Origin of the sequence: Serratia sp. CY37869, assembly GCF_052168895.1 — a bacterium.
Taxonomy (GTDB): Bacteria; Pseudomonadota; Gammaproteobacteria; order Enterobacterales; family Enterobacteriaceae; genus Serratia; species Serratia ureilytica.
The window spans coordinates 451758-475401 of record NZ_JBJNLU010000001.1 but is presented as its reverse complement, the minus strand read 5'-3'; the positions used below and the strand labels follow the sequence as shown (position 1 = coordinate 475401).

Here is a 23644-nt window from a genome sequence, read left to right as displayed (position 1 = left end):
CTACCGCCCCGGCAATTGGGTCGGCAAGAAACTCGACGTGCTCTGCAGGTAGTCAAAGAACCACCTGATGACGTAACTGAACTGGGGAATCAGCTGCGACTGTTTCCAGTCGGCACTTTGTGAAAAGCCGGTAAAGGTATCCAGGAAGAACAGGATCGCCGCAACGATCAACACGCCGCGCAATGCGCCGAAGCAGATGCCCAGCACCCTGTCGGTGCCCGACAGCCCGGTTTTCTCTACCAGTGAGCTAATCACATAGTTAACAATAGCCCCTACGATCAGGGTCGCGATGAACAAAATCGCGATCGCGATGCCGTTTCGCACCAGTTCATCTTCAAAACGAGTGAAATAGACCGCAAGGTAAGAGTAGAAATGGCTGGCAACAAAAAACGCACATCCCCATGTCACAAGTGACAATGCTTCGCGAACAAACCCTCGGATCAGGCTCACCAGAGCCGAAAATCCAATCACCGCTATAATGACGTAATCAATCCAGACCATGAACTATTCCAATGATGAATCGCCCCTGCATCCAATTCGCGGCGAATTCTAACAGAAAAAGAAAACGTTTGCGTAGGGGATTTCCTACCACGTTACAAATAAAAAGCGGCGATTAAAAAATTCCCAATCGCCGCGCCTACATAGGTGATTTCGCCTGTAAAAAGCGCGGTTTCTCTAGCGATCTCTCCACCACTCCTTAATTCAGGGGCGCATCCTGCTGCGCCCCTGCGGGGTTTAACGACCGTACGGCTTCACCTGCCCGCTCAGCCCGCTGATCGAGTTCAGCGACGGCAATGCCGCCTGCAGCTTCTGCTTGGAAGCATCCGGGCCGACGTAAATGCGGGTGATCTGCCCTTGCACCGGCGTTGACGGCACGGTGAAGGCGCGATAGCCCGAAAGACGCAGCGAAGCGACAATCTCGTTCGCCTTGGCGGCATTCTTCAACGCCCCGAGCTGCACGACATAGGCTTGCCCGGCCGGCGCTTTTTCTTCCGCCGGTTTCGGCTGCGGTGCCGGCTCAGGCTTCGGCGTCGGTTCAGGTTTCGGCTCCGGCTTTGGCGTCGGTTTCACTTCCACCGGCTTCGGCTGCGGCGCCGGTTTCGGTTTCACCTCTACCGGTTTGGTTTCCACCGGTTTCGGCTTAGGCTGCTGCTGCACCGGCTGAGGACGCGTCTCGACCGGCGGCGGCGCCACCTGCGTCGGTTGCTGAGCATTCTGTCGCACCGCCTGTTGCGCCGCCGCTTCGTTGGCCGCCTGCTGCTCGACCAGCGCCCCCGCCCCTTCCGGCGGCTGCGCCGGCAACGGCTGCGTCACCGGCGGCAACACGTCGTTCTCTTCGACGTCGCCCGCCTTCGGCACCAAAGGAATGGCCGCGAATTCATCCTCGTAATGCTTCTTTTTGCCGTCCAGCAACCCTGGCAGGATGATCACCCCCAGCGCCACCAGAATCACGGTTCCGACCAGTCGGTTCTGAAATTTACTCGCCACTCACACTCCCCGCATCTCGTCTGACGCCGCCATCACCTGCGCAACGGTGTGGAACGATCCACAGACGATCACAATATCCTGTTTATCAGCATCCTGCATAGCCTGCCGCCAGGCAGTTTCGACATCATTAAAGCGTCGCGGTTCCGCCAGATGTTGCGCCAGCAGTTCGACGCTGGCGCCGCGCGGGCCGTCGAGCGGTGCGCAGTACCATTCATCCACCTGCTCGCTCAGGCAGGCCAGCGTACCGGCGATGTCCTTGTCCGACAGCATGCCCACTACCGCGCGCACCTTGCCGCCGTCGCGCGGCAGCTTGGCCAGACGCCCGGCGAGATAGCCGGCGGCGTGCGGGTTGTGCGCCACATCGAGGATCAGCATCGGCTCCCGCCGCACGATCTGGAAACGCCCCGGCAGCGTCGCCTGCTGCAGCCCGGTGAAGATCGCGCGCTCGTCGATTTCCAGCGGGGAACAGTTCAGCGCCGCCAGCGCGGTAGCGGCGTTGGCCAGCGGCACGTTCGGCGTCGGCAGATCGGTCAGCAGCGTGTCGCCGCCCTGCCACTGCCAGCGATCGCCCTGCTCGCTGAAACTCCAGGCTTCACCGCGGCGATACAGCGGCGCGCCCAGCGTTTCGGCGACCTGGCGAATGCTGTCCGGCATGTCGGGTTCGCCCACTACCGCCGGCTTGCCGCTGCGGAAAATGCCGGCCTTTTCACGGCCGATGCTTTCGCGATCGTTGCCCAGCCAGTCGGTGTGATCGAGCGCGATGCTGGTGATCACCGCCACGCTCGGATCGACGATGTTGGTGGCGTCGAGACGTCCGCCCAGGCCGACTTCCAGGATCACCACGTCCAGCCGCGCCTGTTTGAACAGCTGCAGCGCCGACAGGGTGCCGAATTCGAAATAGGTCAGCGACGTTTCGCCGCGGCCGGCTTCAATGGCGGCAAACGAGCGGCTGTGCTCCGCTTCGCTCAGCTCTTCCCCCTGAATGCGCACACGTTCGGTGTAGCGCACCAGATGCGGTGAGCTGTAAACGCCGACGCGCAGGCCGGCGGCCAGCAGAATAGCTTCAAGGGTGCGACAGGTCGTGCCTTTGCCGTTAGTGCCGGCAACGGTGAACACCGTGGGAGCGGGGGTCAGTAAGTCCAGATGCGCCGCGACGCGCTGTACGCGCTCGAGGCCGAGTTCGATCGCCTGGCTGTGCAGACGTTCCAGATAGTAAAGCCACGAGCTCAATGGCGACGTGGCTTGGGGAATTTGGTGGTTTTGCATGAGTCCCATCACTGAACTTGGGTTCATTAATCCATCAGGGCACCACCCTCACCGCGGTAAAGGCGATGCGCTTCGTCACTGCCGCCCACCTGCAAACCGCAACGTCATAGGCCGCGGCCAGCAGGGAACGGGCATCAGCCGTCACTTAGCCACAAAGTGGCGGCTGAACCCGGGCGGGATCCGTCTTTGCCTCAGGCGTCGGCCTGCTGCTCCGGCTCAATGACCGGCGCGGCCACATCGAAATGCGGCTGCGGCTGGTTGGTCAGCTTGGACAGAATGCTCGCCAGCGTTTGGCGCATTTCCGGACGGCGAACGATCATGTCGATCGCGCCTTTTTCGATCAGGAACTCGCTGCGCTGGAAGCCTGGTGGCAGTTTCTCGCGCACGGTTTGCTCGATAACGCGCGGGCCGGCAAAACCGATCAGCGCTTTCGGCTCGGCGATATTGATGTCGCCCAGCATCGCCAGGCTGGCAGAGACACCGCCCATGGTCGGGTCGGTCAGCACGGAGATATACGGCAAGCCGCGCTCCTGCATTTTGGCCAACGCCGCGCTGGTTTTCGCCATCTGCATCAGCGACATCAGCGCTTCCTGCATGCGCGCGCCGCCGCTGGCGGAGAAGCACACCAGCGGACAGTTGTCCTCCAGCGCCTGCTCAACCGCACGCACGAAACGCGCGCCGACCACGGAAGACATCGAGCCGCCGATGAAGGCGAATTCGAAGGACGCCGCGACGATCGGCATGCCGTACAGCGTGCCCTTCATCACCACCAGCGCGTCTTTCTCGCCGGTCGCTTTCTGTGCGGCGACCAGACGATCTTTATAGCGCTTGGAATCCTTGAATTTCAGAACGTCCTTCGGCTCCAGATCGCTGCCCAGCTCCACTTCGCTGCCTTCGTCCAGCAGGGTATGCAGACGCGCGCGCGCGCTCATACGCATGTGGTGGTCGCACTTCGGGCACACTTCCAGATTCCGCTCCAGCTCGGCGCGGTAGAGAACCTGGCCGCAGCTGTCGCATTTAGTCCAGACCCCTTCAGGAATGCTCGCCTTACGGGTTTGTGTGATATTGCTCTTGTTAAGAATTCGTTCAATCCAGCTCATCGATGACCTTTCTGTTTGAACCTGGCACACGCCAGTCCGCTGTTCATGCTTTAACAATCCCCCCGAAAACACCCCAATGAAAAAATGCCCGTTCGCGGCGCGGCAAGCGCGGCGACTGAGGCATCGGCTTCAGGGTTGTTCGCAGGAACAGACCATAATGTCGCTCATTAAACCATATCGGCCCGACGCTGTGGACAAAAAACTGGTCGAACCGACAGGTTAAGCGATGTTTTTACTGTTTTTGCTGGCGGGCGGCGGCGCGCTTGTGGCGCCAAATTTCAATCACACCCGGCAGAATCGAAACGATGATGATCCCGACGATCAACAGTTTCAGGTTCTCCTGCACCACCGGCAGATCGCCGAACAGGTAGCCAGCATAAGTGAAGAGCAGCACCCAAACCAGTGCGCCAATCACGTTGTAGGCGGCGAAGTGGCGATAGGACATATGCCCCATGCCGGCGACGAACGGCGCAAAAGTACGCACGATCGGCACGAATCGCGCCAGAATAATCGTTTTCCCGCCGTGCTTCTCATAAAACTGATGCGTTTTATCCAGGTAGCTGCGGCGGAAGATTTTCGAATTCGGGTTGCTGAACAGCTTCTCGCCGAACAACCGCCCGATAGTGTAGTTCACCGCATCGCCGATGATCGCCGCCACGGCCATCAACGCCACCATGGTGTGCACGTTCAGATCGTTGGTCGGCAAAGCCGCCAGCGCGCCGGCGACGAACAGCAAAGAATCCCCCGGCAGGAACGGCGTCACCACCAAACCGGTCTCGCAAAACAGGATCAGGAACAGAATAGCGTAGACCCACATGCCGTATTGTGCGACCAGTTCGGCCAGGTGCACATCAATATGCAGAATGAAATCAATAATAAACTTGATGATGTCCATAAATTCTCTCATTGATACCGGGCGTTTCAATCACCCGGCAGAAGCACAAGGGAGCGACGCTTTCAGGCGTGCCGGCGTTTAATCGTCGGGTAAAAACAGCGGCCCCATCGGCGGCCGCGGGATGCCAAAGTGGTCGGGATAGTCCACGGAAACCAGATACAGCCCCTCGGCTCGCGCCGTCGCCGCCGCCAGATTGCGATCCTTCAGCGCCAGCAGCTCGGCCATCCAGTTCTCATCCTGATTGCCGCAGCCGATCTCCATCAGGCTGCCGACGATGTTGCGAACCATGTGATGCACGAAGGCATTCGCCTTGATATCTACCACAATATATTCGCCGTAGCGCGTAACCTTAACGTGTTTTACGCAGCGCCACGGGGTGCGCGACTGGCATTGCACCGCGCGAAACGAGGTAAAGTCGTTCTCGCCCAGCAATGCCTGCGCCGCCCGATGCATGCGGTCCGCGTCCAGCGGGTGATAAAAATGCGTCACCCCCTGTTGCAACACCGCCGGCCGGTAGCGATGGTTGAAAATAATATAGCGGTAACGGCGCGCGGTGGCGCTGAAACGCGCGTGAAAATCATCGGCGACGGGGCTCACCCAGCGCACCGCGATGTCCGGCGGCAAATGGGTGTTGACGCCCATCGTCCAGGCGGCGTCCTTACGGCGCGCGGTGGTTTCGAAGTGCACCACCTGCCCGGTGGCGTGCACCCCGGCGTCAGTGCGCCCGGCGCACAGCACGTTGATCGGCGCATCCGCCACCTTGCTCAACGCCTGCTCCAGCCGTTCCTGCACGCTGGCCACTTCTTGCTGCCGCTGCCAGCCGTAGTAACGGCTGCCGTCATATTCGATGCCCAGCGCTACCTTCAGCGTCGGCTTAACGGGCGAGACCACCTCAGACATCAGTACATCTGCTCCTGCACCAGACGCTCGGCGGTTTCGATCGCCATCAACGCGCCGCCGAAGCGGACGTTGTCCGCCACCGTCCAGAACTGCAACAGCTCGGGGATGCCGTAATCGTTGCGCAGACACCCGATGCTGAGCGCATCGCTGCCGGAAGCTTCGGTGACCTGAGTCGGGTAATCGTCCTCTTCACTCAGTTGAACGTCTTCGACCTCTTCAAGCTCGCTGCGCGCCTCTTCGGCGGACAGCGGACGCAGCGCTTCCAGATGCACGACCTGGGCGTGGCCATAAAACACCGGCGACTGGATACAGCTCACCGAAATCGGCAACCCTTCGTCCTGCAGCACCTTGCGCACCTGATCGACGATCAGGCGTTCTTCGCGCACGCTGCCCTGCTCGTCGGCGACAAGCGGCAGCATATTAAACGCCAGCTGTTTTGTGAAAACGCCTTCTTCGGCCGGGATGCCGTTCAACAGCCGCGCGCTCTGGCCGGCCAGATCGTCCACCGCCGCCTTGCCACGCGAGGATACCGACATCAGCGTCGTGACGTGCAGGCGCGACAGCCCCGCCTGTTCGGTCAGCGGTTTGATCGCCGTCAGCAGTTGGCTGACCATGCTGTCGGCCACCGCGACGATGTTGCGGTTGCGGTAATCCGCCAGCACCTGCGGGTTAACGCCAGGCACCACCAGCGGCACATCCGGTTCCATGGCGAACAGGCCGCTGGTGTCGATCACCAGACAGCCCATGTTGCCGGCCTCTTCGGCATAGCGCGCTGAAGCGTCGCTGCCGGCGACGAAGAAGGCCAGCTGCGCCTGCGACCAATCGAACTCTTCGGCGTTTTGCACCAGAAGAGACTTGCCGTTGAAGCGCACATTGGCGCCCGCACTGCGTTCGCTTGCCAGAGGATAGAGCTCACCCACCGGGAACTGGCGTTCCTGCAACAATTCCAGCAACGCTTCACCTACCACGCCAGTGGCGCCGAGCAGCGCGATATTCCAGCCGTCAGACATTGGGTTTTCTCCAGAGTATTTCATTCATAAAAGCAGACGGGCAGTGCAGCCACCGCCCGATAATCTTTGCCGCTCACTGTAGCGGCGTTGGCTTAAGACAACCTTACGCGCTACGCGATGCTGAAGCCCAACTTGCCGAGCAGCTCGGCGCTGGCGCTGTCATCGCATTGCACGGCCAGCGAAGACCACTCGCGGCGTTCCTGGTAGTGCTTGCGCAGGCGATCGAACTCGCCCGGTTGCCCGGCGACTTTGCGCAGCGGCGCATCATCGCGGCGCACATCATACACCAAGTGCATCAATCGTTTTAACCGCGCTTCATCCAGCGGGCCGTTGAGACGGATCTGGCTGAACTCCGGCACCGGCAGCAGCGAGGCCAGCGCCACCTGTTGCGGCTGCCCCAGATGGCGGCTGAACGCTTCGAACACCTGGGTGGTGCCGCGCGCCTTGCCTTCCAGCGTATACCCGGCGATGTGCGCGGTGCCGATATCCACCCGCGCCAACAGCGGCAAAGCGAGATCCGGCTCCGGTTCCCACACGTCCAGCACCGTGCTCAGCTTTTTGCCTTTTTCCAGCGCCTGCAGCAACGCAGCGTTATCCACCACCGGCCCGCGGCAGGCGTTGATCAGAATGCGGTTGTCCGGCAACGCCGCCAGCAGATCGGCGTCCGCCAGATGCAATGAATGATACGGGCCGGATTTATTCAGCGGCGTATGGAAGGTCAGCACGTCGGCCTCGGCCACCAACTTCTCCAGTGGCCAGAATTCCCCGGCGTCGCCGCGATCGGCGCGCGGCGGATCGCACAGCAGCGTGCGCACGCCCAGCGCTTTGAGGCGCGCGTCCAGACGCGAACCGACGTTGCCCACACCGACGATGCCGACGGTTTTATCCCGCAGTTGGAAGCCGTCGCGCTCGGCCAGCAGCATCAATGCGGAGAACACATACTCGACCACCGCGATGGCGTTGCAGCCCGGCGCGGCGGAAAACCCGATGCCCTGCCGTTGCAGCCAGGCGTCATCGACGTGATCGGTGCCGGCGGTAGCGGTGCCGACAAAGCCGATGCGGCTGCCGGCCAACAAGGCTTCATTGACCTTGGTGACCGAACGCACCATCAGCGCGTCGGCATCCGCCAGCGCCTCAAGCGGGATCGGACGCCCCGGCACCGCCCGCACGTCGCCCAGGCGGCTGAACAGCTCGGCCGCATACGGCATATTTTCATCAACCAGAATTTTCACTGCGTTCTCCGACGGTTTACGGCTATTTGTCTGCGAAATAGTGTGCCACTGAATCAGGCACGGCGAAAGCGCTCAGGGGTGGTGCCGGCGATCTGCTGGAACATGACGATAAAGGCCGACGCGGAGCTGTAACCGACCTCCAGCGCCACGTCCTGCACGGTTTTGCCCTGTTCGAGCAGCGACACGGCGTGCAGGAACCGCAGGCGCTGGCGCCATTCGCTGAACGGCATGCCCAAATCCTGCTGGCAGCGGCGAGACAGCGTGCGCTCGGTGGTGTATACCCGCTTCGCCCACGTCGCCAGCGAAGTGTTGTCCGCCGGGCAATGTTCCAGCGCTTCCAGCACCGGCGCCAAAAACTTGTCGTCCGACGACGGCAGATAGGTTTGCTGGCGCGGCGACAGATGCAGTTGGTCGATCAGCACCTGGCAGAGGCGCAAATCCGCCTCCGCCTGCGGAATGTACTGTTTACGCGCATAGAAATCCTCGGCGATGGCGCGAAAGATCGGCGTCACATTGACCAGGCAAGGATCGGCCGGCATGCCGGCGCACAGCGCCGGCGCGATGTCCACCATGCGGCACTGCGCCAGCCGCTGGTTGTAACAGGAGTGTTCGATGCCCGCCGGCGTCCACAGCACGTACTCCGGCGGCGCCAGAAAGCGCTGCCCGCCGATGCGCAGCACCATCACCCCGGCTTTGACCCACATCAATTGGCCCCAGGTATGGCTGTGCGGCTGGAATTCGGTGCGGACGTTGAACTCCTCGCAACGAAACTGCACCGGGTTTGGCGCCGGGATCAGCGACTCGGGGAAATGGCGGATTTCTGGCATGGTTTCGTCTCGTGATTTGTCTTATTTACGCCGATTTTTGTCTGAATATCGTTATATATGATAAACCGGACACGCGTAGACTAGCCAGCATGTTGGACGCTATTGAGAATAATTGTCATGAATATGCTTTTCCCCCTGCTGGCCGTGCTGATTTGGTCGATTAACGCCGTCGTCAGCAAACTCTCCGCCACCGCCATCGATCCGGCGGCCATCTCGCTCTACCGCTGGCTGCTGGCGCTGATCGCCCTGACGCCGTTTGTGCTGCCGGGCGTGCTTCGCAACTGGGCGCAGGTGCGCGCCAACTGGTGGAAGCTGATGCTCCTCGGCTTGCTCGGCATGGTGCTGTATCAAAGCCTGGCCTATTACGCGGCGCACAGCGTCAGCGCGCTGTTTATGGGCATCATCGTGTCGCTGATCCCACTGCTGACCATCCTGATCAGCATCGTACTGCTGCGCATTGCGCCGACCGTCGGCGTGCTGCTCGGCAGCATTCTCTCCTTCTGCGGTTTGATCTGGCTGGTCAGCGGCGGTCAGCCCGGCGCGCTGTTGCAGCACGGTATCGGCAAAGGGGAATTGATGATGCTGCTCGCCACCGCCTCTTACGCGCTGTATGGCGTGTTGACCAAACGCTGGGCCATCGCGCTGCCGAACTGGCAATCGCTCTACGTGCAGATCCTGTTCGGCGTGCTGTTGCTGCTGCCGAATTTCCTGATGGCGAAGGATGTCGGCTTGAACGGCCATAACCTGCCGCTGGTGCTGTTCGCCGGCATTCCGGCCTCGATCATCGCGCCGTACCTGTGGATCCAGGGCGTCCTGCGCCTGGGCGCCAACACCACCTCGATCTTCATGAACCTGGCGCCGGTGTTTACCGCCGCTATCGCAGTGCTGTTCCTGCATGAGCAATTGCACGGTTACCATCTGATCGGCGGCGGCATCACCCTGCTGGGCGTGATCCTGTCGCAGCGGCTGCGCACGCCGCTGACGCGTAAAGCCAAAGCCCCGGCGGCAGGCGCAGATTCCTGCAAAGAACAGGCCTAAGCCAGCAACCTGAAACGCACCCGCACCAACAGGCCGCCCAGCGCGGCGGAGCTCAACAGCTCCGGGCGGGTGCCGTGATACGCGGTGATGTCCTTCACCAACGCCAATCCCAAACCGGCGCCCGGCTGATCGCCCACGTTGTCCAAACGATGAAACGGCTGCAGCGCCAACGCCTTGTCCTGCAAGGCGATGCCCGGGCCGCTGTCTTCTATCTCCAGCACCCCTTCCCCCGTAGCCTTGTCCCGCGTAAGGCGGGCGGTCACCACGCCCTGACGCGGCGTGTATTTCAGCGCGTTGTCCAGCAGATTGGCACACAGCTCGGCCAACAGCAGCGGCTCCCCCGCGACCTGACATGCCGCTTCACCCTCGAAACCGAGATCGATCTGTTTGCTGCGCGCCTGCGGCAAGCGAGAGAAACAGGCGTCGCGCAGCACCTGCGCCAAATTGACCGGCTGCAGCTTGCGATCGGCGTTGTGCTCGCTGGCTTTCAGGCGCGAGAGGTGCAGCAGACGGTCGGTGAGCGCCACGGTGTTATCCAGCGTCGCGCTCATCGCCTGCAGACTTTCGCGCCACTGCTGCGGCCGATCGCTGGCCAGCGCCACCCCGACCTGGGTCTTCAGCACCGCCAGCGGGGTGCGCAGCTGGTGAGAGGCGTCGGCGCTGAAGCGTTCCTGACGCGCCACCATCAGCCGCAGCCGTTCGATGTAACGATTAAAGGCCACCAGCAGCGGCTGCATCTCCGACCAGGGAAGAACCCGCGGCAAAGGCGTCAGTTCGCCCGGATCGCGCCGCAGCATGATGCCGGAGAGTTTACGCATCGGCTTCAACACCCGCTTGAGCAGCGCGAACGCCAGGATCAGGGTCAACACCACCACCGTGCCCTGGCTCAACAGCGCCGCGATCATCATCTGCCGCGCCAGGTAACGACGCGATTCCAGGGTTTCCGCCACCAGAATGGTCGCCATGCCGCTCACGCCCGACTCGTTGACCGGTTGAAACAGCGCCGCCACACGGATCGGCCGGCCGAGGTATTCCGCATCGTAGAAATGCACCAATGCCGGATAGAGGGTGGAGCGTGGAATGTGGGGCGGCAACGACGGCAAGTCGTCATAGCCCGAGATGCTTTTCCCCTGCGGCGAGATCACCTCGTAATAGAGCTGATCGTTCATGTTGCGCTCGAAGCTGTCGAGCACCACATAAGGCACATCGACCGCCAGCTTGCCTTCGCGCACCACCAGCCGCTCCGCCACTGTGCGCGCCGACGCCAGCAGCGTGCGATCGTAAGCCAGGGTAGCGGCGCTCATGGCGCTGAAGTAGTGGGTGTAGATAGAGATGCCGCCCAGCGCCAGCAGCGGCAGGCCAAAAAACAGCAGCAGTTGATAAAACAGCGAACGCGGCGCGTTAAACCACCGCATTGCACAGTTCCAGGCTGTAGCCCAGACCGCGCAGCGTGACGATCGCCACGTCGCTGCCCTGCAGCTTTTTCCGCAAACGGTGTACGTAAAGCTCGATGCTCTCTGGATTGGCCTCGTCAGACAGCGTAAACACCTGCTCAAACAGCTGCTGCTTGGCCACCGGGCGGCCGCGCCGGTGCATCAGCGCGGTCAGCACCGCCAGCTCGCGCGGCGTCAGCGCCAGCGGTTTGCTCTCCAGCAGGAAATAACCTTCGTCATGATAGGTCAACGCGCCGTATTGCAACGCCGGCTGCGCGGCGCCGACGCTGCGGCGCAGCAACGCCCGAATGCGCGCCTCCAGCTCGTCCAGTTCGAACGGTTTGGTCAGGTAGTCGTCCGCCCCCAGATTCAGGCCTTTCACCCGGTCGGTCACGTCGGTGCGCGCCGTCAGCAACAGCACCGGCAGATCCTGCCCGCGCTTGCGCAGGCGCGCCAGCAAATCGAGACCGTTCAGGCGCGGCAACGCCACATCCAGCACCGCCAGCGCATAGCGTTCATTAAGCAACAGGTGGTCGGCGGCCACGCCGTCCGGCGCGACGTCGACGGCAAATCCGGCGCCGGTCAGCGCCTTTTGCAACCAGTGAGACAGCTCGGGGTGATCTTCAACCAATAACAGTCGCATGTTCCCATTCCATTGATTTACCTGAACAACCAGACACCGATGCGGCGTCTGTTAACAGGTCGATAACAGAGAATGGCATGGAAAATAAGGGGATAAAAGAGCGCCGCGCCGCCAGTTTTGGGAGCTGGCACACAATTATGCGTACTGGGGCGCGCTCGTGTGACGCCTCAGATCAGCGTGATGGGGCTATCGGCGAGAGCAAGATCCAACACCGGACACAGCTTGTCGGCGGTAAACGGCGAAGAAACCAGCACGGAGCGGTTGTTGGCGGCAAACACCAGATCGATGCCGGTCACGCAGGCGGTCATCTGGCAAGCATACTTTTCACCGTCGGCGTTGACGAAATGCAACTCAAATACGCCAATCTCAGGGCGCAAGCGCTTCAAACGACACTGCCCGGCTTCTCCCGCCATCTCGGCGTAGACCTCTGGCAGCCGTTTAATCGCACATACCTTGGCGCTGTCCCTGCCGCCAAACAATTTCCCTAACGAAAACATATCACTGCATCTCTATTCATTTTATTACAGATGATTTTAACGCGAACGACTATCGGCAATCCTGACATTACGCAGGGTTTTGGCCGGTTTTGCGCACTGTTCTCTGCGCCCATTCTATGTTAGCGCACCCGCCGTTCGCTCGCGACAAGAGACCCTAATCACAGACTGGAAACTTTTCCGGCCACTGAAAGGTAAATGAAAGGTTGTTGTTTTAACAATTCCGCAACCGCATTCGGCGGGATTCACCATCAGACAATACCGAGGGTAAGTCACAATGAAAAAAATAATGACCCGTACCTTTACCGCCGCCGCCCTGTTGCTGGCGGTCTCTCAGGCCTTTGCCGTGGAAGCGCCCAAACGCACCGAATGCATTGCGCCGGCCAAACCCGGCGGCGGCTTCGATCTGACCTGCAAACTGATTCAGGTATCGCTGCAGGACACCAAGGCCATTGATAAACCGATGCGCGTCACCTATATGCCCGGCGGCGTCGGCGCGGTGGCCTACAACGCCATCGTCGCGCAACGCCCGGCGGAGTTCGGCACCGTGGTGGCCTTCTCCGGCGGTTCGCTGCTCAACCTGGCTCAGGGCAAGTTCGGCCGCTACAACGTGGACGACGTGAAATGGCTGGCGGCGGTCGGTACCGACTACGGCATGATCGCGGTGCGCGCCGACTCGCCTTACAAAACCTTGAAAGACTTGATGGACGCTTTCCAAAAAGATCCCAACAGCGTGGTGTTCGGCGCCGGCGCCTCGATCGGCAGCCAGGACTGGATGAAAACCGCGCTGCTGGCGCGCGAAGTCGGCGTGGATCCGCGCAAGATGCGCTACGTGGCGTTCGAGGGCGGCGGGGAACCGGTCACCGCGCTGCTGGGCAACCACATCCAGGCGGTATCCGGCGATCTGAGCGAAATGGTGCCTTACCTGCAGGGCGACAAGATCCGCGTGCTGGCGGTGTATGCCGAGCAACGTCTGCCGGGCCAGTTGGCCGATATTCCCACCGCCAAAGAGCAAGGATACAGCCTGGTGTGGCCGATCATTCGCGGCTTCTACGTCGGGCCGAAAGTCAGCGATGAAGAGTATCAGTGGTGGATCGACACCTTCCAGAAAATGATGGCGACCGACGAATTCAAGCAGCAGCGCGATCTGCGCGGCCTGTTCGAATTCAACCTGACCGGCAAAGAGCTGGACGCCTACGTGAAGAATCAGGTTGCCCAATACCGTGAGCAGGCGAAAGTGTTCGGCCTGGCCAAATAACCGCAGGGGAAAACCATGAGCGATCGTATTTTTGCCGGCTTTTGGCTGCTGCTGTGTATCGGCGGGCTGTTCATCGGCTGGGGCATCCAGAGCGAATACAGCTATGAACCGCTGGGGCCGCGCCCGTTCCCGCTGGCGATCCTCAGCCTGATGGCGCTGTGCGCGGCGCTGCTGTTGCTGCGCCGCCCGCAGGCGGTGGAATGGCCGCACCACAAGGTGATGCAGCGGCTGCTGGTGCTGGTGATCACCCTGGTGCTGTATGCCTGGGGGTTTGAATGGCTTGGCTTTCCGCTGGCGACCGCGCTGCTGACGTTCAGCATCGGCCTGCTGTTTCAGGCCAGCCTGCCGGCAGCGGCCATCTCCGGCGTCATCATGGGCGCAGCGTTGTACTACGCCTTTGACCAACTTCTCGATGTCACACTGCCGCTCGGCGCCTGGCTGAGCTAACGGGAGCGATGATGGATACCTGGATGTATTTGACCCAAGGGTTTGAAGTGGCGCTGGTGCCGCAAAACCTGATTATCGCCCTGATCGGCTGCTTCGTCGGCACCATCGTCGGCCTGTTGCCGGGGTTGGGGCCGATCAACGGCGTGGCGATCCTGCTGCCGCTGGCGTTCGCCCTCAAACTGCCGGCCGAATCGGCGCTGATCCTGCTGGCGACGGTGTATATCGGCTGCGAATACGGCGGGCGCATCTCGTCGATTCTGCTCAACGTGCCGGGCGATGCGGCGGCGATCATGACCGCGCTGGACGGCTACCCGATGGCGCAGCAGGGGCGCGCCGGCGTGGCGCTGTCCATCTCGGCGGTCAGCTCGTTCGTCGGCTCGATGATCGCCATCGGCGGCATTATTCTGTTCGCGCCGCTGCTGGCCCGCTGGTCGCTGGCCTTCGGCCCGGCGGAGTATTTTGCCCTGATGGTGTTCGCCATCGCCTGCCTCGGCAGCATGATGAGCCAAAACCCGCTGAAATCCCTGCTGGCGGCGCTGATCGGCCTGGGGCTGGCGACGGTGGGCGTCGACGCCAACACCGGCGTTTACCGCTTTACCTTTGACAGCGTACACCTCTCCGACGGCGTGCAGTTTATCGTGGTGGTGATCGGCCTGTTCTCGGTCAGTGAAATTCTGCTGATGCTGGAAAGCACCAGCGCCGGGCAAAAGCTGGTGCGTAAAACCGGCCGGTTGCTGTTCAACCGCAAAGAAGCGGCGCAGTGCGCCGGCCCGACCCTGCGTTCATCGGTGATCGGCTTCTTCGTCGGCATCCTGCCGGGCGCCGGCGCCACCATCGCCAGCGCGCTGACCTACATGACCGAAAAGAAAATCAGCGGCAACAGCGACACCTTCGGCAAGGGCGACATCCGCGGCGTAGCGGCGCCGGAAGCGGCCAACAACGCCTCGGCCTGCGGTTCGTTCATTCCGATGCTGACGCTGGGAGTGCCGGGTTCCGGCACCACGGCGGTGATGATGGGCGCGCTGACGCTGTACAACATCACCCCCGGCCCGGCGATGTTCACCGAACAGCCGGATATCGTCTGGGGGCTGATCGCCGCGCTGCTGATCGCTAACGTCATCTTGCTGATCATGAACCTGCCGCTGGTTGGCCTGTTCACCCGCATGCTGACCATCCCGCTGTGGTTCCTGGTGCCGGCGATCGCCGCGGTTTCCGCGGTGGGGGTTTATGCGGTGCACAGCACCACCTTCGACCTGCTGTTGATGGTCGGGTTGGGGGTGTTCGGCTATATTCTGCGGAAAATGCACTTTCCGATGTCGCCGCTGATTCTGGGCTTCGTGCTGGGTGAGATGCTGGAGCAGAATCTGCGTCGCGCGCTGTCGATCAGCAACGGTGAATTCGGCATCCTGTGGAGCAGCAGCATCGCGCAAACGCTGCTGGTGCTGGCGGTCGCGGTGCTGGCGCTGCCGCCGCTGCTGCGCCTGATGCGCAAACGCCGCCATCCGGCGGCCGAGGCCAAGGCCGAGTAACGCGTAACGGGCGGGGATATGTTCCCTAATGCCGATCGTTTGAGGATGCTTGCATAAGTCGAGCAGAGAAAAAATCCAGAGCCAGACTTTTGACTCTGGATTTTTCATGTCTAAACTCGCAATAGCCTTTGTTGTACGCGATTGCTCCATTAAAGATGTCTGTTACCTCCTCGACACCGTTTTTAACCTGGCGAAGGCCATCAAATTTTACCCCTGAATCTGCCCCCTACACGAACTTTTTATATCGGTATTTATGGAGAACGTGACGCAAGCACACTGAGCCATTATATAAATATGAATTATGATTTTTTATTTAATCATAAAAAATAAAATATTATAAACCTAGCCAAAGCTCATCGAACAACGCCAGAGACCATATTATTGCCGTTCAATCAGGCACATGGTAATGTGATGACGATATCCTCTGTAAACCTGTCACAATATGGGCAACATTATAGATGAACAATCAATAAGGAAGATCAATGTAAAATGAGGGATTATAATGTTTAGAGTATTTATTTTTTGTTTCGCCTCTTTATTATCTCAGCAAGCTTTAGCTGGCGCCTATATGCTCCCGGTCTCTTTTGTTAACCTGACGGTTGTTCAATCGCTGGTTGCGTGGGATGAGAGCCCTTCTGATCTCAACCCTTGCTATGGGTGGACGTCTTGTTTTATTGGCCCTGATGTAAAATACAGTACTCGATATCCTGGACTACACGGCTCATGTGTAGACTCCAAAAATTGTCTTCGGATTGAAAATTATAGAACAGCAAAAGAAGTGGAGATCGCCTGGAAGAACACCTTCGGCATTCCATGGACCTCGCAGCCTTACCTCGTGAATGGCAGAGATGCCAGCTGTGTTGGGATGTTCTATATACGAACGCCGGCAATATCCGGCGGTGCGAGTTTATGGCCTAATTCTGTTTGCGGCATATTACCACCACAAAACCAATCTTGTGATGTGAATCTTCCTACAGTGATAGATTTTGATACGCTTTCACAAGACGAGATTTCCGGGATGGAGAGAACGATTTATGGAACAATCGGATGCACTCAATCAGGCACGATAAAAATTTACTCTCAATCTACATTGGGCGAGGGGAATATTTATTTAAGAAGCAATAAGAAATTTTATTCAACGCTTTTTTTAGATGGCAACTCTGCATGGACAGGCGTGGATTATTATCTGGTTGGCGGCCAACAAAGAAATATCAGCCTAAAAGCAAAACTGACAGCCCATGATACCGTCGACCCAGGGCCTTTCTCAGGTAATGCTATTGTATACATTGCATTTCTATAAATGCGGCACTACGGCTGTCGTGGAACGAGGATTAACAGCCGCAGTGTTTCTGGTACACTTGGCCCGATTATCTCGGGCCTTAATCGAGCTTGCGCAGCGTTATTATCCCGTGTTTCATTAGCTAACGCTCAATGTTGCATACCGCCCGCTCTAAGGCCGCAATATCATTATCGGCCAGCAAAGGCTGCACCTGCGCAAAGTCCGCCTCGGACAAATCATAGAGGCGCAACGCAAGCAAGCGCGCGATAACTTCCGGCGCGAATCGCCAACGGATAAACCTCGCGGGATTGCCGCCGACGATGGCATAAGGTTCAACGTCGCCGGTCACCACGCTGCCGGCGGCGACGATCGCCCCTTCGCCTATCGATACCCCTGGCATCAACATCGCCCGCATGCCAATCCAGCAACCGTCACCCAGCCGGGTATCGCCTTTGGGGCGGTACGCCTGTTTGATGGTTGCCATAAACGGGTACAGGCTCAACCAGTCGATGCGATGGGTGTGATTGCCCCCCATCAGGATCACCGCTTCGGCCGCGATGCACACGTAATCGCCGATCAGCAGGCGATCTATTTCGCCCAGCGGCTGCCATTGCCGGCTGACCGCGTCGCCGTGCAGATAGCGCACCACCGAGCGTTCGAAACCGTTATCCCAGCAGTCGCTGTAGTAGCTGTGGGTGCCTTTGACGATAATATTCGGGTTAGTCACCGTCTGATGCAGCAGTTCGGTGTTGGACCAGTGTTTTTCGGACATGGCGTATTCTCTTGTTACGGGAATAAAAGCCACGGAACGGAATGTCTGTGGCCGTGTTGTCGTTCACTCAACACGGCCATTCAAGCGATAAGCGCTCGTTTCAATCTCGGGTTATTCATGATTACCGCCTCTCTTGCGAGGCGAAATGGTAACCGATCACGCCTCGGCGGTCTTGCTTTTCAACAGCAGCACCCCGCCCATGACCAACGCGCTGCCCAGCAGCTGCAGCTGATTCATGTTTTCCCCCAGCAGGAAATAGGCGATCACCGCGGTGAAAACCAGCTCCAACGACAGGATCAGGTTGGCTACGGCCAGCGGCAGCGTTTTCAGGCTGATGTTATACAACCCGAAGCCCAACAGCGTCGGCCCGGCGGCCAGCGCCAGCAGCAACAGCCAGCCGCTCCACTGAATGCCCTGCGCGCCATGCGACAGGAACCACAGAGAGCCGGCCATGCCGTGGAACGCCGTCAGCGGGAACGCCGTCAGCGCCGCGTTGAACACCAGCTGATAGAGCGCCGAAAAACCGAACACGTACAAAATGGTGTTCCACACCGGATAGCCCCGTTCGCTGGCCACCCGCCCGCCGAGGGTATACAGGGTATAGCCGATGCCCGACAGCATCCCCACCAGCAGCCCCAACAAGTCGAAGTGCTGGTTGCCCATGCTGTCGCCGTTGCTGACCAGGAAACAACCGCCCAGGCTGATGGCGATCACCAGCAGTTGGCGCAGCGTCAGGCGTTCGCTGTACATCACCCAGCCGAGGAACACGGTAAAGCCCACCGAACAGTAGGTCAGAATGGTCGCCACCGATGCGCCGTTCAGCGCCACCGACAGCGTCCACAGGCTGTTGAACAACGCCAGCAGCAGCCCGTAAAGCGCGTAGAACAAGACCTGTTCACGGCGCAGGCGTGCCCACTGCGGTTTCACCACCAACAGCAGCGGCAACAGCACCAGCGCCACCAGCGCCGCGCGCCAGAACGCCAGCACGAAGGTCGGCAGGTGATAGTATTCGGTCAGCGCGCGGATGATGATGGCGGTAAAGGCCAGCAGCATGGCGCTGATAATGGCGATGACGTAACCCTGGCGGCTGCCCTGAAAGAGACGCGCGCCGGGCAGCAAAGGCCGGGCGGAAACGCCTGACGGTAATGACATGAGATCCTCGGGAAAATGGCGACATAAATGCTCAGGCGCACAGTGTAACGCGGCCATATTTTCCCACTATAGCCACTTTTCGGCCTTGTCATGCAGGCCACTTTTCTGCGCTTGAAGCCCTGTTGACATGGGGTATAGTAAAAAGCTCTCTCCCTAACCGGGCCAATTTCGCATGCACATTCCGTTAGATCGCGAGCAGGACGTTCCGCTCTATTTACAGATCGAAGAAGCGCTGCGGCGCGCCATCCTTACCGGCGTGTTCGTGGATGGCGACAAGCTGCCCTCAACGCGCACGCTGGCGGCCGAATTGGCGGTCAGCCGTTTGACGGTGGATAACGCCTATGCCGAACTGGCGGCCAAGGGCTTTTTGCATCAGCGACGCGGCAGCGGCGCCTATGTTGCGCACCCGCAGGCGCAAACGCGCCCGGCCCGGCCGACCAGCGATGCCCCCTTCCCGCTGGAGAGCTTCACCACCCTCACCTCGCGGCTGGACGGCTACGCCGACGCCCCGCTGCCGGAGGGGCTGATCAACTTCGCCGCCGGCGTCGGCAGCCCTAAGGTGTTTCCGCTGGAGGCATTTCGCAAAGTGCTGCTGTCGGTGCTCAGCCGCCACGCGGAAGAGGCCTTCAGCTACGGCGAATACTGCGGCTACTACCCGCTGCGCGATACGCTGAGCCGCATCCTCAGCGCACAGGGCATCCCCACGCAGGCGGAACAGGTGCTGATCACCAACGGCTCGCAGCATGCCATCAGCCTGGTGGTGCAAAGCCTGCTGGCGCCGGGCGATACGGTGATCGTCGAAGAACCGACCTACGCCGAAGCGCTGGGCCTGCTGCGCCAGCACCGCATCAATATCGTCACCGTGCCGGGCGATCGCCACGGCATGCTGGTCGAACGATTGCCCGAGTTGCTGGAACGCCACCGCCCCAAATTGATCTACACCATCCCCAACTTTCACAACCCGACCGGCCGTTGCCTGAGCGAAGCTCGCCGGCGGCGCCTGCTGGCGATCGCCCAACGGGCCGGCGTGGTGATCCTGGAGGACGATTTCGTCGGCGATCTGCGTTACCAGGGCAAACAGCTGCCGTCGCTGCGTGCGCTGGCGCAGCCGGGCGCGGTGATCTACGTCAGCACCTTCTCCAAGATGTTGCTGCCCAGCATGCGCATCGGCTATCTGGTGGCGGACAGCGAGCACTATCAGCGCTTCGCGCGGCGCAAGCACGTTGACAGCTTCACCAGTTCCAGCCTGATCCAGCGGGCGCTGGACGCGTTTGTCACCGTCGGCCGTTACGACAAGCAGCTGCGCCGCGCCGGGCGCGTCTATCGCCTGCATCTCGAAGTGATGATCGACGCGTTGCAACGGCGGTTGCCGCCGGGGTGCCGTTTCGAAACGCCGCAAGGCGGCTTGTTTATCTGGCTGACGCTGCCCGCGACGGTGACCACCACCGAGCTGATGCCGGTGGCCTGGCGGCACGGCGTCACTTTCGCGCGCGGCGAATGCTTTTATGCCCAGGAACAGCTGGGCGCGCACAGTCTGCGGCTAAACTTCGCCGCCAACTCGCCGCCGCAGATTGAAGAAGGTATCGCCCGGCTTAGCCGGGCGATTGAGGAAGTGATAGCAGAGAAAAACGCCGGTTAGACGGCGGCCCACCACAGCCGCAGCTTCATCCCCCAGTAGCTGGTCCAGCCGGTGGTGCTCTGCACCACCTTGCCCTGCGAGACCACCACGAAGGTCGGCGTCACGCCAATCTGCCACTGCGCCGACAGCGTACCGGCCGGATCGTTGACCACCGGCAGCGCCAGCCGTTTGCGCGCCAGCCACTGTTTCACCTGGGTATCGTCGCCCGATCGCAGCGCGACGGTCAGCACGTTGCCGCCCGCCGCCTGCAAACGGGCGACGTCCGGCGTGGTGAAACGACAAACGCCGCACCAGCTGGCCCAGAAGTAAACCAGCAGCGGCCGCTCATGACTGAGCTGCGCCAACGACACGCGCTCGTCGTCCAACGTGGTCAGCGTCTGGGCATCGAAGGCCGGCGGCGCCTGCGGCGCGTTCAGCCAATCCATCACCGTGATCACCGCCAGTGCGATCAGCGCCAGCAGCAGCAACTCGCGCCCCCAGCGCTTGAGCTTAACCATGGTTGGCCTTCGCCAGCTGCTGCTTCACTATCGTTTCCAGCTCTTCATAGGACACCGCCCCCGGCAGCATCCGATCGCCGATCAGCGTCGCCGGCGTCCCTTGTACGCCCAGTTGTTCCGCCAACGCCATATTGGTGCGCAGCGTGGTCATGCTCTGTTCGCTCGGCGCCACCGTCTTGACGCCGGTTTTCTCCTGCGCGGCGGCGATGCTGGCCTTGTCGTGGAAGCCCTTTTTCGCCATCAGCCGCTGATGCAAGGCCCAGAATTGCTCCGGGTGCTGCTGCCAGGTGGTGAGCGCCACGCGCGCCGAACTGACCGAACTTTCGCCCTTGAACGGCAACAGCTTCACCACCAGCGCCACATCCGGGTATTGCTTGACGATTTTCTCCAGCATCGGATCAAACCGCTTGCAGTACGGGCAGTTATAGTCGGTAAAGGTCACCAGCGTCAGCTTGGCGTTGGCGGCGCCGAGGCGCGGGCTGGCCGGATCCTGATACAGCGTTTTAGCATTCTGCTTGATAGCCTGGCTGATTTGCTGGCCTGCGGTTTGCTGCTGCCAGGCGTCCACCGCCTGCGCCAGAATGTCCGGGTTGGACACCAGCGTTTCGCGGATCATCTCTTTGATACGCGCCTCTTGCGCCGGGGTGAAAGGCTCGGCGGCCCACACCGGGGCGGCGATGATCATCAGTAAAATCAGTAGCTTTTTCATTGTTCGGTTCCTTTGGCATGGGAAAGCGTTTGCAGCACGGCGTCACGGGTCAACAGCGGGGATAACACCTCGCCGTCCGGGCTGCCGGGGCCATAGATTTGGTTGAAAGGCACGGCGACGCTGCCGCGCTTTTGCAGGAAGGCGCTGATGTCGGCCGACGGGCGGCTCCAGTCGCCGCGCAGCGCGACCACGTCATCGGCGCTCAACGCCCGCTGTACGTCATCGCGTAGCAGCACATTGAATTTGTTGGCTTTACAGGTCACGCACCAGTCGGCGGTGACGTCGACGAACACCCGTTTATGTTGCGCCAGCGCCTCGGCGATCGCCTGTTCGCTCAGCGGTTGCCACTGCACCCGATCCTGCAACGGCTGGTGCCACAGACCGGCGGTCAGCGAGCCGGCCAGCAAGACGGCGCCCGCCAGCACCAACGTGCCCGCCGCCAGCTTGGCCGCCAACCGTGCCCCCTGCCGGCGCCACACCGCCAGCAGCAGTGCCAGCAGCGCCAACCCCCCCAGCCACAGCGTAGCCTGCACGCCGATATGATTGCTCAGCAGACTCAGCAACCACAGCGACGACGCCAGCATCAACAACCCCATCGCCAGCTTGACGGTATTCATCCAGCGGCCGGGACGCGGCAACCGCAGCGCCAGCGACGGCCAGGCGGCGATCAGCAACCACGGCAGACTCATGCCGATGCCGAGCGCGATGAACATGCCCCACAGCACCGGCAGCGACGCCGCCAGCGCGAAGGCCACCGCCGTGCCGAGAAACGGCGCCGAGCACGGCGTCGCCAGCAGCGTGGCGAACGCGCCCTGCCAGAAATGGCCGCTCAGACCGTGCCCGTTATGGGTGGCCAGCGAGGTATTCAGATCGGATGAGAGGCGCAGATGGAACAGGCCGAACAGGTTGGCGCTGAACAGCAGCGTCACCAGCACCATAAAGCCGATAAACCACGGATTCTGGAACTGAATGCCCCAACCGAGCGCGTGGTTGCCGAGCCGCAGCAGCGTCATCAGCAGGGCCAACGCCATAAACGAGGCGACAATACCCAGCGACGACGCCAGGAACTGCAGCCGTACGCTGCGCCGATCGCGCCGCTCCACCTGCAGGATGGAACCGAGCTTGATGCCCAACACCGGCAGGACGCACGGCATCAGATTGAGGATCAACCCGCCCGCCAGCGCCATCAATACCGCCTGCCATAACGGGAACGCCGCACCGGCCGGCGCGGCCAGCGGATCGCCAATCGGCAGCGTAATCTGCTGCGCCATGCCGCCGTCGTCGATCACCAGCGTCAGCGTTTTGCCGCGCAGATCCGGCGCCGCCTCTCCCCAGCCATCACTGACCGGCACTCGCGCCAGCAGCTGATCGCCGTCGGTTTCAACCTGCGGCTTGCCGAGATCGGCATCCGCCAGTGTATCGAAGAACAGCGCGGGCCGCTGCCAACCGCCGGCGCGTTCGGCGGCAATCTGCAGCTCGCCGCTGCGATACCCGGCCTTGACGTTATCCGTCAACCCGGCGGCGATCGGCACTTGCCCCATCGCCTGCGCGAAGTCGTGATTAAACTGCGGATCGTTCGGCGTCGTCAGATCCAGACTGAACGGGTAGTCGGTCAGAATGCAGACATTGCTGCAGGTGGACAACGTCAGGGTGCCCGCCAGCGGGCCGGATACCGGGCCTGGCATCACGATCGGCAGCGTGACCCGATCGTGATAGCCTTGGGTGGAAATGCCGGCCACCTCGAAACGCTGCGGCGTCGGCCAGTGCCAGGTCGCCGGCGGTGGGTGGCCTTGCCAGACGATAGCCGGCGCGATGCCGCCTTCACCCGGGGAACGCCAGTAGGTTTTCCAGCCTTTTTGCAGCTCGACCGACAGCAGCAGACGGGTCTCTCCCGGCTGTGACGTGTCGGCGCGCAGCCGCACCTTGGCATGATCGTTGGCCGGATTTTGCAGCCAGCCGCTGTCCGCCGCCTGCAAGGCGGGCAGCCACAGCATAAACAGGCAAGCGCAGGCCAGCCTGATAATTTTCAACATGTT

The 23644-nt window shown here is 60.9% G+C and carries 23 protein-coding genes; 6 read left to right on the top strand and 17 right to left on the bottom strand.

The features are described from left to right. From cvpA to ACJ8J1_RS02370, 9 genes are all read right to left on the bottom strand, one after another. Positions 1 to 501: a colicin V production protein gene (gene cvpA / locus ACJ8J1_RS02410; RefSeq protein WP_004936119.1), complete on the bottom strand. Its 501-nt coding sequence runs from the start codon at positions 499 to 501 to the stop codon at positions 1 to 3. Between the two features lie 234 nt (positions 502 to 735). Beyond that, positions 736 to 1488 (bottom strand): cell division protein DedD, encoded by a 753-nt coding sequence (gene dedD / locus ACJ8J1_RS02405; RefSeq protein ID WP_033643878.1) that lies wholly within the window; start codon positions 1486 to 1488, stop codon positions 736 to 738. Further along, positions 1489 to 2754 (bottom strand): bifunctional tetrahydrofolate synthase/dihydrofolate synthase, encoded by a 1266-nt coding sequence (gene folC, locus ACJ8J1_RS02400; RefSeq protein WP_033643879.1) that lies wholly within the window; start codon positions 2752 to 2754, stop codon positions 1489 to 1491. A gap of 191 nt (positions 2755 to 2945) precedes the next feature. After that, the gene (gene accD, locus ACJ8J1_RS02395; protein WP_442520316.1) at positions 2946 to 3854 is read right to left on the bottom strand and encodes an acetyl-CoA carboxylase, carboxyltransferase subunit beta; all 909 of its coding nucleotides are present in this window, start codon (positions 3852 to 3854) and stop codon (positions 2946 to 2948) included. Between the two features lie 232 nt (positions 3855 to 4086). Beyond that, positions 4087 to 4749 (bottom strand): DedA family protein, encoded by a 663-nt coding sequence (locus ACJ8J1_RS02390; RefSeq protein WP_004936130.1) that lies wholly within the window; start codon positions 4747 to 4749, stop codon positions 4087 to 4089. A 78-nt stretch (positions 4750 to 4827) separates the two neighbouring features. Beyond that, positions 4828 to 5649: a tRNA pseudouridine(38-40) synthase TruA gene (gene truA, locus ACJ8J1_RS02385; RefSeq protein WP_033643882.1), complete on the bottom strand. Its 822-nt coding sequence runs from the start codon at positions 5647 to 5649 to the stop codon at positions 4828 to 4830. Next, positions 5649 to 6659, bottom strand: coding sequence for an aspartate-semialdehyde dehydrogenase (locus ACJ8J1_RS02380; protein WP_442520315.1), 1011 nt, complete (start codon positions 6657 to 6659; stop codon positions 5649 to 5651). The genes truA and ACJ8J1_RS02380 overlap by 1 nt, the downstream gene beginning before the upstream one ends. A gap of 110 nt (positions 6660 to 6769) precedes the next feature. Continuing rightward, on the bottom strand, positions 6770 to 7891 hold the full coding sequence (gene pdxB / locus ACJ8J1_RS02375; protein ID WP_033643884.1) for a 4-phosphoerythronate dehydrogenase PdxB: 1122 nt from the start codon (positions 7889 to 7891) through the stop codon (positions 6770 to 6772). A 53-nt stretch (positions 7892 to 7944) separates the two neighbouring features. Further along, positions 7945 to 8718: an AraC family transcriptional regulator gene (locus ACJ8J1_RS02370; RefSeq protein WP_033643885.1), complete on the bottom strand. Its 774-nt coding sequence runs from the start codon at positions 8716 to 8718 to the stop codon at positions 7945 to 7947. A 117-nt stretch (positions 8719 to 8835) separates the two neighbouring features. Between ACJ8J1_RS02370 and ACJ8J1_RS02365 the strand changes: the two genes are divergently transcribed. Further along, complete coding sequence (locus ACJ8J1_RS02365) at positions 8836 to 9756, top strand: DMT family transporter (RefSeq protein ID WP_033643886.1); 921 nt, start codon at positions 8836 to 8838, stop codon at positions 9754 to 9756. On the opposite strand, the gene ACJ8J1_RS02360 is transcribed toward ACJ8J1_RS02365, so the two are convergent. From ACJ8J1_RS02360 to ACJ8J1_RS02350, 3 genes are all read right to left on the bottom strand, one after another. Continuing rightward, positions 9753 to 11171: a sensor histidine kinase gene (locus ACJ8J1_RS02360; RefSeq protein WP_033643887.1), complete on the bottom strand. Its 1419-nt coding sequence runs from the start codon at positions 11169 to 11171 to the stop codon at positions 9753 to 9755. The two genes, ACJ8J1_RS02365 and ACJ8J1_RS02360, sit on opposite strands and share 4 nt — an antisense overlap. Next, positions 11158 to 11832 (bottom strand): transcriptional regulator TctD, encoded by a 675-nt coding sequence (gene tctD, locus ACJ8J1_RS02355; protein ID WP_033643888.1) that lies wholly within the window; start codon positions 11830 to 11832, stop codon positions 11158 to 11160. The genes ACJ8J1_RS02360 and tctD overlap by 14 nt, the downstream gene beginning before the upstream one ends. A gap of 167 nt (positions 11833 to 11999) precedes the next feature. Next, the gene (locus tag ACJ8J1_RS02350) at positions 12000 to 12329 is read right to left on the bottom strand and encodes a hypothetical protein (protein WP_033643889.1); all 330 of its coding nucleotides are present in this window, start codon (positions 12327 to 12329) and stop codon (positions 12000 to 12002) included. A gap of 274 nt (positions 12330 to 12603) precedes the next feature. Here ACJ8J1_RS02350 and ACJ8J1_RS02345 point away from each other — a divergent pair, with 274 nt between their 5' ends. The 4 genes from ACJ8J1_RS02345 to ACJ8J1_RS02330 all read left to right on the top strand — a co-directional run bounded on the left by ACJ8J1_RS02345 (position 12604) and on the right by ACJ8J1_RS02330 (position 16860). After that, positions 12604 to 13584 carry a Bug family tripartite tricarboxylate transporter substrate binding protein gene (locus ACJ8J1_RS02345; RefSeq protein WP_033643890.1) on the top strand — a complete coding sequence of 327 codons (981 nt, stop codon included), beginning with the start codon at positions 12604 to 12606 and terminating at the stop codon, positions 13582 to 13584. Positions 13585 to 13599: 15 nt separating this feature from the next. After that, entirely contained in the window at positions 13600 to 14031 is a 432-nt protein-coding gene (locus ACJ8J1_RS02340; protein ID WP_033643891.1) for a tripartite tricarboxylate transporter TctB family protein, read from the top strand. 11 nt (positions 14032 to 14042) lie between these two features. Then, entirely contained in the window at positions 14043 to 15560 is a 1518-nt protein-coding gene (locus ACJ8J1_RS02335; RefSeq protein WP_033643892.1) for a tripartite tricarboxylate transporter permease, read from the top strand. A gap of 502 nt (positions 15561 to 16062) precedes the next feature. Further along, positions 16063 to 16860: an MrpH family fimbial adhesin gene (locus tag ACJ8J1_RS02330; RefSeq protein WP_142075822.1), complete on the top strand. Its 798-nt coding sequence runs from the start codon at positions 16063 to 16065 to the stop codon at positions 16858 to 16860. A gap of 121 nt (positions 16861 to 16981) precedes the next feature. Here ACJ8J1_RS02330 and ACJ8J1_RS02325 read toward each other — a convergent pair whose 3' ends face one another. Continuing rightward, positions 16982 to 17611 carry a CatB-related O-acetyltransferase gene (locus tag ACJ8J1_RS02325; RefSeq protein WP_033643894.1) on the bottom strand — a complete coding sequence of 210 codons (630 nt, stop codon included), beginning with the start codon at positions 17609 to 17611 and terminating at the stop codon, positions 16982 to 16984. Between the two features lie 156 nt (positions 17612 to 17767). Next, a complete protein-coding gene (locus ACJ8J1_RS02320) occupies positions 17768 to 18763 on the bottom strand; it encodes a DMT family transporter (protein WP_033643896.1) in 996 nt (331 codons plus the stop codon). Between the two features lie 172 nt (positions 18764 to 18935). Here ACJ8J1_RS02320 and pdxR point away from each other — a divergent pair, with 172 nt between their 5' ends. Next, positions 18936 to 20402, top strand: a complete 1467-nt coding sequence (gene pdxR, locus ACJ8J1_RS02315; RefSeq protein ID WP_033643897.1) for a MocR-like pyridoxine biosynthesis transcription factor PdxR — start codon at positions 18936 to 18938, stop codon at positions 20400 to 20402. Here the strand turns inward: pdxR and ACJ8J1_RS02310 are convergent. From ACJ8J1_RS02310 to ACJ8J1_RS02300, 3 genes are read right to left on the bottom strand one after another with little or no spacing between them, the layout of a single operon-like run. After that, complete coding sequence (locus ACJ8J1_RS02310) at positions 20399 to 20899, bottom strand: protein disulfide oxidoreductase (RefSeq protein WP_033643898.1); 501 nt, start codon at positions 20897 to 20899, stop codon at positions 20399 to 20401. The two genes, pdxR and ACJ8J1_RS02310, sit on opposite strands and share 4 nt — an antisense overlap. Next, positions 20892 to 21608: a DsbA family protein gene (locus ACJ8J1_RS02305; RefSeq protein ID WP_033643899.1), complete on the bottom strand. Its 717-nt coding sequence runs from the start codon at positions 21606 to 21608 to the stop codon at positions 20892 to 20894. Before ACJ8J1_RS02305 ends, ACJ8J1_RS02310 begins: the two co-directional genes overlap by 8 nt. Continuing rightward, complete coding sequence (locus ACJ8J1_RS02300) at positions 21605 to 23641, bottom strand: protein-disulfide reductase DsbD family protein (RefSeq protein ID WP_033643900.1); 2037 nt, start codon at positions 23639 to 23641, stop codon at positions 21605 to 21607. Before ACJ8J1_RS02300 ends, ACJ8J1_RS02305 begins: the two co-directional genes overlap by 4 nt. Between the last annotated feature and the right edge of the window lie 3 nt (positions 23642 to 23644).

Bases quoted from the DNA above. Each gene is read 5' to 3' on its own strand.
- cvpA (WP_004936119.1), bottom strand. From the start codon at position 501: ATGGTCTGGATTGATTACGTCATTATAGCGGTGATTGGATTTTCGGCT.
- folC (WP_033643879.1), bottom strand. From the start codon at position 2,754: ATGCAAAACCACCAAATTCCCCAAGCCACGTCGCCATTGAGCTCGTGG.
- accD (WP_442520316.1), bottom strand. From the start codon at position 3,854: ATGAGCTGGATTGAACGAATTCTTAACAAGAGCAATATCACACAAACC.
- ACJ8J1_RS02390 (WP_004936130.1), bottom strand. From the start codon at position 4,749: ATGGACATCATCAAGTTTATTATTGATTTCATTCTGCATATTGATGTG.
- truA (WP_033643882.1), bottom strand. From the start codon at position 5,649: ATGTCTGAGGTGGTCTCGCCCGTTAAGCCGACGCTGAAGGTAGCGCTG.
- ACJ8J1_RS02380 (WP_442520315.1), bottom strand. From the start codon at position 6,659: ATGTCTGACGGCTGGAATATCGCGCTGCTCGGCGCCACTGGCGTGGTA.
- ACJ8J1_RS02370 (WP_033643885.1), bottom strand. From the start codon at position 8,718: ATGCCAGAAATCCGCCATTTCCCCGAGTCGCTGATCCCGGCGCCAAAC.
- ACJ8J1_RS02365 (WP_033643886.1), top strand. From the start codon at position 8,836: ATGAATATGCTTTTCCCCCTGCTGGCCGTGCTGATTTGGTCGATTAAC.
- ACJ8J1_RS02360 (WP_033643887.1), bottom strand. From the start codon at position 11,171: ATGCGGTGGTTTAACGCGCCGCGTTCGCTGTTTTATCAACTGCTGCTG.
- tctD (WP_033643888.1), bottom strand. From the start codon at position 11,832: ATGCGACTGTTATTGGTTGAAGATCACCCCGAGCTGTCTCACTGGTTG.
- ACJ8J1_RS02350 (WP_033643889.1), bottom strand. From the start codon at position 12,329: ATGTTTTCGTTAGGGAAATTGTTTGGCGGCAGGGACAGCGCCAAGGTA.
- ACJ8J1_RS02345 (WP_033643890.1), top strand. From the start codon at position 12,604: ATGAAAAAAATAATGACCCGTACCTTTACCGCCGCCGCCCTGTTGCTG.
- ACJ8J1_RS02340 (WP_033643891.1), top strand. From the start codon at position 13,600: ATGAGCGATCGTATTTTTGCCGGCTTTTGGCTGCTGCTGTGTATCGGC.
- ACJ8J1_RS02335 (WP_033643892.1), top strand. From the start codon at position 14,043: ATGGATACCTGGATGTATTTGACCCAAGGGTTTGAAGTGGCGCTGGTG.
- ACJ8J1_RS02330 (WP_142075822.1), top strand. From the start codon at position 16,063: ATGTTTAGAGTATTTATTTTTTGTTTCGCCTCTTTATTATCTCAGCAA.
- ACJ8J1_RS02325 (WP_033643894.1), bottom strand. From the start codon at position 17,611: ATGTCCGAAAAACACTGGTCCAACACCGAACTGCTGCATCAGACGGTG.
- ACJ8J1_RS02320 (WP_033643896.1), bottom strand. From the start codon at position 18,763: ATGTCATTACCGTCAGGCGTTTCCGCCCGGCCTTTGCTGCCCGGCGCG.
- pdxR (WP_033643897.1), top strand. From the start codon at position 18,936: ATGCACATTCCGTTAGATCGCGAGCAGGACGTTCCGCTCTATTTACAG.
- ACJ8J1_RS02310 (WP_033643898.1), bottom strand. From the start codon at position 20,899: ATGGTTAAGCTCAAGCGCTGGGGGCGCGAGTTGCTGCTGCTGGCGCTG.
- ACJ8J1_RS02305 (WP_033643899.1), bottom strand. From the start codon at position 21,608: ATGAAAAAGCTACTGATTTTACTGATGATCATCGCCGCCCCGGTGTGG.
- ACJ8J1_RS02300 (WP_033643900.1), bottom strand. From the start codon at position 23,641: ATGTTGAAAATTATCAGGCTGGCCTGCGCTTGCCTGTTTATGCTGTGG.